General features: G+C 69.9%; 11 protein-coding genes and 1 tRNA gene. 10 read left to right on the top strand and 2 right to left on the bottom strand.

Annotated features, from left to right (window positions below; genetic code table 11):
• The first annotated feature begins 126 nt into the window (after positions 1-126).
• The 10 genes from ald to ACZ6QQ_RS26830 all read left to right on the top strand — a co-directional run bounded on the left by ald (position 127) and on the right by ACZ6QQ_RS26830 (position 10,364).
• Entirely contained in the window at positions 127-1,242 is a 1,116-nt protein-coding gene (gene ald, locus ACZ6QQ_RS26875) for an alanine dehydrogenase (RefSeq protein ID WP_465880014.1), read from the top strand.
• A gap of 38 nt (positions 1,243-1,280) precedes the next feature.
• On the top strand, positions 1,281-2,324 hold the full coding sequence (locus ACZ6QQ_RS26870) for a site-specific tyrosine recombinase XerD (protein ID WP_465880058.1): 1,044 nt from the start codon (positions 1,281-1,283) through the stop codon (positions 2,322-2,324).
• Positions 2,325-2,513: 189 nt separating this feature from the next.
• The gene (locus ACZ6QQ_RS26865) at positions 2,514-3,443 is read left to right on the top strand and encodes a ParA family protein (protein WP_363599711.1); all 930 of its coding nucleotides are present in this window, start codon (positions 2,514-2,516) and stop codon (positions 3,441-3,443) included.
• A gap of 154 nt (positions 3,444-3,597) precedes the next feature.
• Positions 3,598-4,677, top strand: a complete 1,080-nt coding sequence (locus tag ACZ6QQ_RS26860) for a segregation and condensation protein A (RefSeq protein WP_465880056.1) — start codon at positions 3,598-3,600, stop codon at positions 4,675-4,677.
• Positions 4,674-5,744, top strand: coding sequence for an SMC-Scp complex subunit ScpB (scpB, locus tag ACZ6QQ_RS26855; protein ID WP_465880012.1), 1,071 nt, complete (start codon positions 4,674-4,676; stop codon positions 5,742-5,744). Before ACZ6QQ_RS26860 ends, scpB begins: the two co-directional genes overlap by 4 nt.
• Positions 5,731-6,561, top strand: a complete 831-nt coding sequence (locus ACZ6QQ_RS26850) for a pseudouridine synthase (RefSeq protein WP_465880011.1) — start codon at positions 5,731-5,733, stop codon at positions 6,559-6,561. Before scpB ends, ACZ6QQ_RS26850 begins: the two co-directional genes overlap by 14 nt.
• 440 nt (positions 6,562-7,001) lie before the next feature.
• The gene (cmk, locus tag ACZ6QQ_RS26845; protein WP_465880009.1) at positions 7,002-7,682 is read left to right on the top strand and encodes a (d)CMP kinase; all 681 of its coding nucleotides are present in this window, start codon (positions 7,002-7,004) and stop codon (positions 7,680-7,682) included.
• Positions 7,683-7,770: 88 nt separating this feature from the next.
• Positions 7,771-9,171, top strand: a complete 1,401-nt coding sequence (gene der, locus ACZ6QQ_RS26840) for a ribosome biogenesis GTPase Der (protein WP_465880008.1) — start codon at positions 7,771-7,773, stop codon at positions 9,169-9,171.
• 212 nt (positions 9,172-9,383) lie between these two features.
• Positions 9,384-9,457: transfer RNA gene (locus tag ACZ6QQ_RS26835), tRNA-Pro, on the top strand.
• Positions 9,458-9,623: 166 nt separating this feature from the next.
• On the top strand, positions 9,624-10,364 hold the full coding sequence (locus ACZ6QQ_RS26830) for a TIGR02391 family protein (RefSeq protein ID WP_465880007.1): 741 nt from the start codon (positions 9,624-9,626) through the stop codon (positions 10,362-10,364).
• Positions 10,365-10,430: 66 nt separating this feature from the next.
• On the opposite strand, the gene ACZ6QQ_RS26825 is transcribed toward ACZ6QQ_RS26830, so the two are convergent.
• Positions 10,431-11,636: a tyrosine-type recombinase/integrase gene (locus tag ACZ6QQ_RS26825; protein ID WP_465880005.1), complete on the bottom strand. Its 1,206-nt coding sequence runs from the start codon at positions 11,634-11,636 to the stop codon at positions 10,431-10,433.
• Positions 11,636-11,839: a helix-turn-helix transcriptional regulator gene (locus ACZ6QQ_RS26820; RefSeq protein ID WP_465880054.1), complete on the bottom strand. Its 204-nt coding sequence runs from the start codon at positions 11,837-11,839 to the stop codon at positions 11,636-11,638. Before ACZ6QQ_RS26820 ends, ACZ6QQ_RS26825 begins: the two co-directional genes overlap by 1 nt.
• Positions 11,840-11,927: the final 88 nt, after the last annotated feature.

Genomic DNA, 11,927 nt, shown 5'->3' with positions numbered 1-11,927 from the left:
GCGGCTGCCCGACCCGCCCGGCCGTCCTAGACTGCCGCCGGCGGTACTGGCGGACCGCGACGGCAACGGAGCCGGCGCGCGCCGAACGGCCGGGGGACGTCGACCCCGGAAGGAAGGTGTCTCATCGTGAAGGTCGGAATCCCACGCGAGGTCAAGAACCACGAGTACCGCGTGGCGATCACCCCGGCGGGGGTGCACGAGTTCATCCGCGGCGGCCACGAGGTGTACGTCGAGGCCGGAGCCGGGATCGGCTCGTCGATCACCGACGACGAGTTCACCGCGGCCGGCGCGACGATCCTGGGCAGCGCGGACGAGGTCTGGGGCACCGCCGAACTGGTCCTCAAGGTCAAGGAGCCGATCGCGCAGGAGTACCACCGGATGCGTCCGGGGCAGGTGCTCTTCACCTACCTGCACCTGGCGGCGTCGAAGGAGACCACCGACGCGCTGCTCGACCGGGGCGTCACCGGCATCGCGTACGAGACGGTGGAGACCGCCGACCGGGCGCTGCCCCTGCTCGCCCCGATGTCCGAGGTCGCCGGCCGGCTCGCCCCGCAGGTCGGCGCGTACCACCTGATGCGCTCCGGTGGCGGGCGCGGGGTGCTGATGGGTGGCGTCTCCGGCGTCTACGCGGCCAAGACCGTGGTGATCGGCGCCGGTGTGTCCGGCATGAACGCCGCCGCGATCGCGCTCGGCCTACAGGCCGAGGTGCTGCTGCTGGACCGCAACGTCAACCGGCTGCGCCAGGCCGACGCCATCTACCGGGGCCACCTGCAGACCGTGGCGTCGAACGCGTACGAGATCGAGCGGGCCGTGCTCGACGCGGACCTGGTCATCGGCGCGGTGCTGGTGCCGGGCGCGAAGGCCCCGACACTGATCTCCAACGAACTGGTCTCCCGGATGAAGCCCGGCAGCGTGCTCGTGGACATCTCGATCGACCAGGGCGGCTGCTTCGAGGACTCCCGGCCGACCACCCACGACAACCCGGTCTACCCGGTGCACAACTCGCTGTTCTACTGCGTGGCGAACATGCCCGGCGCGGTCCCGCACACCAGCACCTACGCGCTGACCAACGTCACCCTGCCGTACGCCCTGGAACTGGCCAACCACGGCTGGCGCGAGGCGCTGCGTCGGGACCCAGCCCTGGCCCTGGGCCTCAACACCCACGACGGCCAGGTCACCTACGGCCCGGTCGCCGAGGCGCACGGCATGGCCAGTGTCGCCCTGGCGGACGTGCTGGCCTGAGCCGGCCGACCCCGCCCACACCGCGAAGGGAACGCAGCCTGACCGGACGAGCGCAGGAGACCGGAGAAGGGGCAGCGGAACCCTCTCCGGCCCTGCGTCGTGCCGTACGCGGCTACCTCGACCACCTCACCGTCGAACGTGGGCTGTCGACGAACACGCTCTCGGCGTACCGCCGGGACCTGAACCGCTACCTGGTCGAACTCGCCGGCGGCGGGGTGGTCGACCTCGCCTCGGTCGCACCGGCCGACATCACCGGCTACGTCGCCCGGCTGCGCGACGGCGACGACCGGCACCCGCCGCTCGCGGCGGCCTCGGCCGCCCGCGCGGCCAGTGCCGTCCGGGGCCTGCACCGGTTCGCGCTGCGGGAGGGGCTGGTCGGCGAGGACGCCAGCCGGGACGTGCGCCCGGCCGTGCCGACCCGCCGGTTACCCCGCGCCCTGGACGTGACCGAGGTGATCCGGCTGCTGGAGACCTCGGCGGCCGACGCTACGGGCGGCGCCGACGGACCGCTGGCGTTGCGGGACCGGGCCCTGCTGGAATTTCTCTACGGCACCGGCGCCCGGATCTCCGAGGCGGTCGGCGCGGCGGTCGACGACCTGGACCTCGGCCTCGACCGCCCCGACGTCGCGACGGCCGGTTCGGACGAAACCCTGGTGGAGGGGACCGCGGTGCTGCACGGCAAGGGCGGACGCACCCGGACCGTGCCGATCGGCGGCTACGCCACCGAAGCGCTGCGCGCCTACCTGGTCCGGGCCCGGCCGCTGCTGGTCGCCGCCGGCCGGGGCACCCCCGCGGTCTTCCTCAACGCCCGTGGCGGGGCGCTGTCGCGGCAGAGTGCCTGGAGCATCCTGCGCCGGGCGGCGCAGCGCGCCGGCCTGCCGGTCGACGGGCCGCACGCGGTCTCCCCGCACACCCTGCGGCACTCGTACGCCACCCACCTGCTCGACGGCGGCGCCGACGTACGGGTGGTGCAGGAACTGCTCGGCCACGCCTCGGTGACCACGACCCAGGTGTACACGTTGGTGACTGTGGAGCGGCTGCGTGAGGTGTACGCTACTGCGCACCCGCGGGCCCGAGCCTGACCGGCGGATCTACCCCTGGCATCCCGCAGCGTCGACACGCCGGCACGGTGCCCGCAGGGGCGACGGGACGTGGCGTACAGTCGGGATCGGCGCGGGCCTCCTGGGGCGGCAATCGAGGTTCGTAGCGGCGCCGCGCAGGACGCCAAACGGCTCCGACGCGCAGTCGTCGGTAAGGGGGCGGACAAGCACATGGCTGGCAACGGTGACCGGGCCGAGGCGTGGACCTCCACACTCCGTGAACAGCAGTCCGCCCTGGACTTCGGCAACGACCTCGCCCCCGCGGACCCGACCGCGTACACCATGCGCAAGCCCATCCCGGAGCCGATGCCGACCGACCGGCACGGGCCGGCCCGGATCCTGGCGCTGGCCAACCAGAAGGGTGGTGTGGGCAAGACCACCACGACCATCAACCTGGGCGCCGCGCTGGCCGAGTACGGCCGCAAGGTCCTGCTGGTCGACTTCGACCCGCAGGGCGCGCTCTCGGTCGGGCTGGGCGTCAACCCGCACAACCTCGACCTGTCGGTCTACAACCTGCTGATGCAGGACGACGTCACCGCCGAGGACGTCCTGATCAAGACCGACGTGGCCGGCCTGCACCTGCTGCCGGCGAACATCGACCTCTCCGCGGCCGAGATCCAGCTCGTCAACGAGGTCGCCCGGGAGATGGCCCTGGCCCGGGTGCTGCGCACGGTCCGCAAGGAATACGACTACATCCTGATCGACTGCCAGCCGTCGTTGGGCCTGCTCGCGATCAACGCGCTGACCGTGGCCCACGGGGTCCTCATCCCGCTGGAGTGCGAGTTCTTCAGCCTGCGCGGGGTGGCCCTGCTGCTCGACACCATCGACAAGGTGCGCGAACGGCTCAACTTCGACCTGGAGCTGGAAGGCATCCTCGCCACCATGTACGACAGCCGTACCACGCACTGCCGGCAGGTGCTGCAACGTGTGGTGGAGGCGTTCGGCGACAAGGTCTACCAGACGGTGATCACCAAGACCGTGAAGTTCCCCGAGTCCACCGTCGCCGGTGCCCCGATCACCACGCTGGACCCGGCCTCGTCGGGGGCGCGCAACTACCGGCAACTGGCCCGCGAGGTGATCGCGCAGCAGGCCGAGCGGTAGCCGGCCATTGCCCACCCAACCCGTAGACTACGGTCGTCGGGTGACCGTCCAGCCCGCCGAGCCGCCACCGGTCGATGCGACCGATGCCGCCACGCAGCCGGACCCGGTCATCCCACCCGCCGAGCAGTCGGACCCGGTCGACCAGCCCGGGCTCGTGCGGCAGCCGGAGCCCGCCGCGCCGGGCGAGGAGCCGACAACCGGATTCACCGTACGGCTGGCGAACTTCACCGGCCCGTTCGACCTGCTGTTGCAGCTCATCGGCAAGCACAAGCTGGACGTGACCGAGGTCGCCCTGCACCAGGTCACCGACGAGTTCATCGCGTACATCCGAGCCATGGGCGACGACTGGGACCTCGACGAGGCCAGCGAGTTCCTGCTCATCGCCGCGACCCTGCTCGACCTCAAGGCGGCCCGGCTGCTGCCCGCCGCCGAGGTCGAGGACGAGGAGGACCTCGCCCTGCTGGAGGCGCGTGACCTGCTCTTCGCCCGGTTGCTCCAGTACAAGGCGTTCAAGGAGGCGGCGAGTCACATCGCCGGCCTGGAGGCGGTCGGGTCCCGCCGCTACCCACGGGCGGTCAGCCTGGAGGACCGGTACGCCCAGGCACTGCCCGACCTGGTGCTCGGCATCGGCCCCCAGCGGCTGCTGAAGATCGCCATCAGGGTGATGACCCCGAAACCGGTGCCGGTGGTCTCCGTCGCGCACATCCACGAGGTACGGGTCAGCGTCCGGGAGCACGCCGCGATCCTGCGCGACCGGCTGCGCCGGATGGGCACCGCGACGTTCGGGCTGCTCTGCGCCGACTGCGAGACGACGCTTGAGGTGGTGGCCCGTTTCCTGGCCCTGTTGGAGCTGTACCGGGAGGGCCTGGTCGGATTCACCCAGGTGCAGGCCCTGGGTGAGCTGACCGTACGGTGGACCGGCCCCGCCGACGGCGGCGCCGAACTTGAGATCGACGAGTACTCCGGATCACCGGAGCGGTCGGCTCCGAACGATTCGTCGGCTCCGAACGATTCGTCGGCTCCGGAGGATTCGTCGGCTCCGGACGATTCAGCGGCGTCGGACGATTCGGTGGAGGAAGCGGTGGTGGTTGCCGCCGTCGAGGACCGCACCGGGTCGACGGCGGTAGCGGCGGCGCGGTTGGCGGAAGCCGCCGAGGCACCGCGACCGGGTACGGCGCAGCCGCGCGGGGCGGAAAGCAGCACCCCGACGGCGGAGGAGGACACACCGTTATGACGAGCGACGAGCGTCGGGACGCCCCGGACTCCCTGGCCGACCAGGCCGCCGCCTGGGTGCCACCATGGGCCCGTCAGGCGGTGCCGTCCGGCGGGGCCGCGAATCCGCCCGACTCCGGTGCCCACGAACCGGCGGAGGTCCGGGTCGAGTCCGCCGAACCGGGGGAGGCCGGGGTCGCCTCCGCCGAACCGACGGAGGCCCGGGTCGAGTCCGTGGAGGTAGCCGCCGACCCGGTTGACGAGGCGGGGGCGGCTGCCGAGCCGGTTGGATCGGCCGAGCCGCTGGCCGGTCCGGTCGACCCGGCGGGCGGGACCGCCGACCCGGCCGGATCCGTGGCGGCCGGCGTCGATCCGGTCGACGATGTCGAGGACGCGCCGGACGAGGTCGACACCACTTCGGTCCGCTCCGATCCTGCCGACGAGTTGTCACCGGGGGCCGCGCCCGGTCCCGTGGACTCGCCCGCGCCCGAGGTGACGGCGAGTGTGGCGGCGCAGGGCGTACCGGAGGCTTCGGCGCTGGGTGACGACGACGAACTGCGACCGGCCCTGGAAGCCATCCTGTTGGTGGTCGACGAACCGGTCACCGAGATTGTGCTCGCCCAGGTACTGGAGCAGCCGACCGATCGGGTCGCCGCTATGCTCGAACAGTTGTCCGCCGACTACACCGAGGCCGGACACGGGTTCGACCTTCGGCGGGCGGCCGGCGGTTGGCGGCTCTACACCCGTCCGGAATACGCCACGTACGTCGAGCGGTTCGTACTCAACGGGCAGGCGGTACGACTCACCCAGGCTGCGCTGGAGACCCTGGCGGTGGTGGCCTACAAGCAACCGGTCACCCGGTCACGGATCTCGGCCATCCGCGGTGTCAACTGCGACGGGGTGATCCGTACCCTGGTCGCGCGTGGCCTGGTCGAGGAGTGCGGCAGCGAACCGGACAGCGGTGCCTTCCTCTACCGTACGACGACTCTGTTCCTGGAGAAGCTCGGGCTGAACACGGCCAACGAGCTTCCCCCGCTGGCCCCGTTCCTCCCCGACGATCTGGAAGAGATAGCCGATGCCCCGCGATGACAGCCGTACCCGTGTGACCCGCGCCGCAGTGAGGGCGACCGGTCCATCGAGCGGCGGCGGTGCCCAACGGGGGGAACCGGACGCGCGGGAGGGCGCCGAGCGGCTCCAGAAGGTGCTCGCCGCGGCGGGAGTCGGCTCCCGCCGGGCCTGCGAAGACCTGATCTTCCGCCGCCGGGTCACCGTCGACGGGAAGGTCGCCCAGCTCGGTGACAAGGTCGACCCCGCCACGGCGGTGATCCACGTCGACGGCCAGCGGCTGGTGACCGACACCCGGCTGGTCTACCTGGCGATGAACAAGCCCCGTGGGGTGGTCTCGACCATGGCCGACGAGAAGGGGCGCACGGCGCTCGCCGACTTCCTGGACCGGGTGGAGGAACGCGTCTACCACGTCGGGCGGCTCGACGCCGACAGCGAGGGCCTGCTCCTGCTCACCAACGACGGCACCCTCGCCCACCGGCTGATGCACCCCTCGTACGGGGTGTCGAAGACCTACCTGTGTGAGGTGGCCGGGCCCCTGCCCCGGTCCGTCGGCCGGCGACTCCAGGCCGGCGTGGAACTGGAGGACGGCCCGGCGCGGGTCGACTCGTTCAAGTTGATCGACACGCTCGGAAAAACCGCCCAGATCGAGATCAGCCTGCACGAGGGGCGAAAGCACATCGTGCGCCGGTTGCTCGACGAGGTGGGGCACCCGGTGTCACGGCTGATCCGGACCGAGATCGGGCCGATCCGGCTGGGGGACCTGCGCGCCGGGCGTACCCGTCGGCTGACCAATGCCGAGGTGGCCGCGCTGTTCAAGGCGGTCGACGTCGACGCCTGACCACGGCAGCGGCGCCCACCGGGCCCCGATCGCGCCGGTGCCGCGCCGCCCGGGACGATCGGCCTCCCCCGGGTACGGTCCGAAGCTCTCCATCCGTACGGTCCCGTCGTCACGATGGGGCTGATTCCGTCCGGGACTCCGGTTCGGGGCGCAACAGTGGCTGATCCGTACGGATCGGTTGTGGGGGAAGACCGACCACGGCGGTCGTTGCGGCCCGGCGACCCACGGCGACCGGGGCGAGAAAGATCGTTGATGCGCGGCGGGGGAGTCGCGTCGGGTTCCCCGGCGTGCTCTGCGTCGCGCCTCCTGAGGCGCACGCGGGGCGGTCCGACCGACGGGGCATGATGGACGACGACGAGTGGACGGAAATCCGCGCGGCTGGCCGGCTGGAGCGGCCGGCACGATGGCGTGTACGTCCCCAAACTGGCGAAGGAGGAACGGTGGCGGAAAAGGTGCGGACCGGGCGATGTGTGGTCGCCGTGGACGGCCCGTCCGGTTCAGGCAAGTCCACCGTTTCCCGGCGGCTGGCGAGCGCGCTCGACGCCCGTTACCTCGACACCGGCGCGATGTACCGGGCCATCACCTGGGCGGTGCTGCGCGCCGAGGTGGATCCGAACGACGCCGAGGCCGTAATCAAGATCGCCCGTGAGGTCGATCTGGGGATCGGCGTCGAGCCCGACGCACCCTGGGTGAGCGCCGACGGGATCGCCATCGACCGGGAGATCCGTGGCCCGGCGGTGACCGCGGCCGTGTCCGCCGTGTCCGCCGTACCCGCCGTCCGCGAGCTGCTGGTGGCCATGCAGCGCGGCATCATCTCGGCCGCCGAGCGGATCGTCGTCGAGGGTCGGGACATCGGTTCGGTGGTCGCACCCGACGCCGACCTGAAGGTCTACCTCACCGCGTCCGCCGACGCCCGAGCACAGCGCCGCAGCGCCGAACACGCCACCGATGTCACCGCCACCGCGGCCGACCTGGCCCGTCGGGACCGGCTCGACTCCACCCGGACGGCCGATCCACTCCGGCAGGCAGGCGACGCGGTGGTGCTCGACACCACCGAGATGAACATCGACGAGGTCGTCACCAGGCTGCGTGACCTGCTCGACGGCAAGGTGGACGCGTGAGCGCCCTGATCAACCGGCCCTGGGCCGTGTCCAACAGTGTCAACGAGCGGCACTTCAACAGTGTGAACGAGCGGAACGAGGCAGTGGCATGAGCCCGGACGATGGCTGGATCGAGCTGCGAGAGCCCGATCTCGAGGTCGAGGAGACCGGGCCGGTACCGGTGGTAGCGGTCGTGGGGCGTCCCAACGTCGGCAAGTCCACCCTGGTCAACCGGATCATCGGCCGTCGGCAGGCGGTCGTGGAGGACGTACCGGGCGTGACCCGCGACCGGGTGCCGTACGACGCCCAGTGGTCCGGCCGGCAGTTCACCGTGGTCGACACCGGCGGCTGGGAACCGGACGCGCGGGACCGCGCCGCGGCCATCGCCGCCCAGGCGGAGATCGCGGTCGCGACGGCCGACGTGGTGCTGTTCGTGGTCGACGCGGTGGTCGGTGCCACCGACGTCGACGAGGCGGCGGTGCGCATGCTCCGCCGCAGCGCGAAGCCGGTGATCCTGATCGCCAACAAGGTGGACAACGCCGCCACCGAGATCGAGGCGACCTCGCTCTGGTCGCTCGGCCTCGGCGAACCGTTCCCGGTGTCGGCGCTGCACGGCCGGGGCGCCGGTGACCTGCTCGACGCGATCCTCGAGGCGTTGCCGGACCCGCCGCCGATCAACGAGAACGCCCCCCGTGGCCCGCGCCGGGTCGCGTTGGTGGGCCGGCCGAACGTGGGCAAGTCCAGCCTGCTCAACCGACTTGCCAAGGAAGACCGCGCGGTGGTCGACTCGGTGGCCGGCACCACCGTCGACCCGGTGGACAGCCTGGTCGAGATCGGTGGCGAGACCTGGCAACTGGTCGACACCGCCGGCCTGCGCAAGCGGGTGGGCAAGGCCAGCGGCACCGAGTACTACGCCAGTCTCCGTACCGCCGGGGCGATCGAGGCGGCCGAGGTCGCCGTTGTCCTGCTGGACTCCGCCGAGCCGATCAGCGAGCAGGACCAGCGGGTGCTGGCGATGGTCACCGAGTCCGGGCGGGCGGTGGTGATCGCGTTCAACAAGTGGGACCTGGTCGACGCCGACCGACGGTACTACCTGGACAAGGAGATCGAGCGGGAGCTGCGACGCATCCCGTGGGCGATCCGGGTCAACGTCTCGGCGAAGACCGGACGTGCCGTGGACCGGCTCGCGCCGGCGCTACGGACCGCACTGGCGAGCTGGGAGACGCGGGTGCCGACCGGCCAGCTCAACCAGTGGCTGACCGCGCTGGTGCAGGCCACCCCGCACCCGGTGCGGGGCGGGCGGGCACCACGGGTGCTCTTCGCCACCCAGGCGGGGACCAAGCCGCCGCGGTTCGTGCTGTTCACGACCGGCCCGTTGGACGCCGGATACCAGCGGTTCGTCGAGCGCAAGCTGCGCGAGGAGTTCGGCTTCGAGGGCAGCCCGGTCGAGGTGTCGGTCCGGCCGCGCAAGAAGCTCGGCCCGGGTGGCCGAGGCAAGGCCCACGGCTGATCCCGTACGCCGCCACGCGCCGGTAAATCGAGCGCGTCACTCCGTACCGGCGACTCACCCCAGCCCCAGCAAACCACCTATCTTCCTAGGAAGGTGTAGGAGGTGTGGGGTGGGTCGTACCAGACGGCAGGGCGGTGAGGGGCCGTGCGCGGTAACCGATCAGGCTGCGCTACGCTGTAGCGGCTGTCGCACCGAGAATTAAGCGGCAGCAACGGGACGTGGCGCAGTTTGGTAGCGCACTTGACTGGGGGTCAAGGGGTCGTCGGTTCGAATCCGGCCGTCCCGACAGTGTGGTGAGAGGCCGTTCGGTAGGGCATATGCCCTGCTGGGCGGCCTCTCACGCATAGGAGGCACGCTCGGTAAGAGCGATCTGGAGGTCGCGAAGCTGGGGACCACTCGGGGACCAAGAGCGTGCCGGAGACCACCTGGGCGAAGGGAGCACCGGGAGCCATATGGCTATGAAGACCTCGTGGGCGATCAACGAACTGGAAGAGTTCGTCGCGCGATGCACGGAGCACCGGCAGGCGTACGAGCGGGCTGGGGATCAGGCGTACCGGCATCCGGCCATCAAGGCGAAGCGCGATGATGTCATCGGACGAATGCCGATCGTCGAGCAGATAGCGGACCGTGCCTGGAGCGACTGGCGGAGCCACCTGCGCAAGGGGGCAAGCTATGGGCATGAGTACGATCCTCTTGCCCGAATCGCCTTGCAGCTTCTTGTTCTGTTGAGACGCAAGGAGGAGCTTGAGGAGAATCTTGGGGACTCTGGCCCATCGCTCTCGGCCTCAACGATGCATCGTGATGTATGGGAGGCGTCGAAGAGTCTATGGCGTAGCCAACATTTTGGTGAGGCGGTCGTAGCGGCCTCTCGTAGCGTTAACGCCGCCCTCCAGGCAAAGGTCGGACGGAAAGATATTTCGGAAACGAAGCTCATAAGTGAGTGCTTCAGCCTCGAACCTCCGAAGCCAGGAGCGCCGCGCCTCCGCCTGATCGGCGATGATGGAAGCGACACCTATAAGAGCCTCCAAACAGGAGCGCTCTCCTTCGGGCAGGGGTGTTTCAAAGCTATCCGGAACGTACTTGCGCACGAGTATGGTGAGCTAGCTGAGCCGCCTGAAGAGGAGGCTCTTCACTATCTGGCAGCGTTCAGTGTCCTTGCTCGTTGGATCGAGCAAGCGAAGGTCGAGAGATAGGTCGGCTAGATGCCGTAGCCGCCGATGAAGGTTGCATCAGCGGCTACGGCATTGCCACCGGGAAGTTCAGATCGCGTGCAGGATGACATCCTTGTGCGTACTACGGGCTTTCAAATGGGCGCTCAGCGCCGTACCTGCGTCCCTGAATGCTCGCCGGTCGGGGTGTAGGTACCGCTGGGTTGTGGTGAGCTGGCCGTGTCCTGCGATCCGCTGGAGCACGTGCACAGGTACGCCAGCGTCAGCCATCCACGTCAGCCCTGTGTGCCGTAAATCGTGCCGGCGTAGGTGTTCGTAGCCCAGGTGGACCACCACGTCATCCCAGTGCGTCGCGTCCCGCAGTACCGCAGTGCTGATTCGTCCGCCGCGCGGGCCGACGAACAGCCGTGAGTCCGGCTTGGTAGCGGCATCCAGGCGCCGGGCTACGATCGGCTGTATCTCTTCGATCAGCGGCACGAGTCGAGCCCGCTTTCCCTTGGTCCCCTTGTCGATCAGCCCACCCGGTCCGGCGGTGGTCTGTCGGCGTACCGTCCACATCCACGTTTCCCGGTCGATGTCCTCGGCGCGGACCCCGGATACCTCACCGATGCGGGCTGCGGTGCAGGCGGCGAAGAGAACTACGTCGGACCACCCGGTGTACTCGTTTGCCGATGCGGCCACGAGAGCGGCGGCAAGCGTGGTGAGCGCTTCCCAGTCCGCGAGTGCGAGCGAACGTGGGTCGTCCAACTCATCTTCTGCCAGCTTGAATTCGTGCTGCCACCCGGTAACGATGGCCGGGTTTCGGTCCCGGATGCCGTCGCGTACGGCCTGCTCCATGACCCGTACGAGCACGGCGATGGTGTTCTTCACTGTGGACCGACTACAGCCGTCCGCGATCCAGCCATGTACGGCCCGGTCGACCGAGCCGTTGGAAATCATTCGGACGGGGATGTGTCCCAGTGTCGGTATGACCCGCTTTCGCCATCCGGCAAGGTACGGGTCGAGTGTTTTGCGCTCCAGGCCGCGCAGCGCCAACGTCATGATGCTCTCGCCGTAGTCCGTGAGGCGCATGGTTGCCGCAAGCGGGTCGAGCCCGCTGCGGGCAGCGTTCATCATGCCGTCGATCCACTGCTGTGCCTCCTCGGGCGTTTCCGTGGATGTCGACTTGGACCGGCGTTTGTTGGTGACCGGATCGGTCCACCGGACGCGTGCCCGGTACGCCAGCGTCCGATCCGGGCGGTGTTCCACATCGGGCGAGAGCGCCACACCGATTGGCGGTTGCTGGGGACTTGCCATCACGCTGCCTCCGGATTCACTCGACGCGCAGACAGCCACCGGTGTACGTCCGCGGTCGCGTACTTCACGACTCGCTCTGAGATCTGGATGAAGGGTGGTCCCTGGACCGGTGGCGCTGTGCGCCAGCGGCGGATGGTGGACGGGTCCACGTCGAGCAGCTCGGCGAGTTCCTCGGTCGACAGGAAGGGTTTCGCCAAGAGGATGAGCGCTTCGTCTTCTTGCGGGAGAGGTGTTGCGGCGTTGCCGGTTCGGGGCACGAGTCGCACGATGGGCGCCTTTCGGGTCGGCAGG

It is taken from the genome of Micromonospora sp. NPDC049529, assembly GCF_055586685.1.
The sequence above is the reverse complement of the archived record's forward strand: the minus strand, read 5'-3'. Positions and strand labels throughout refer to the sequence as shown.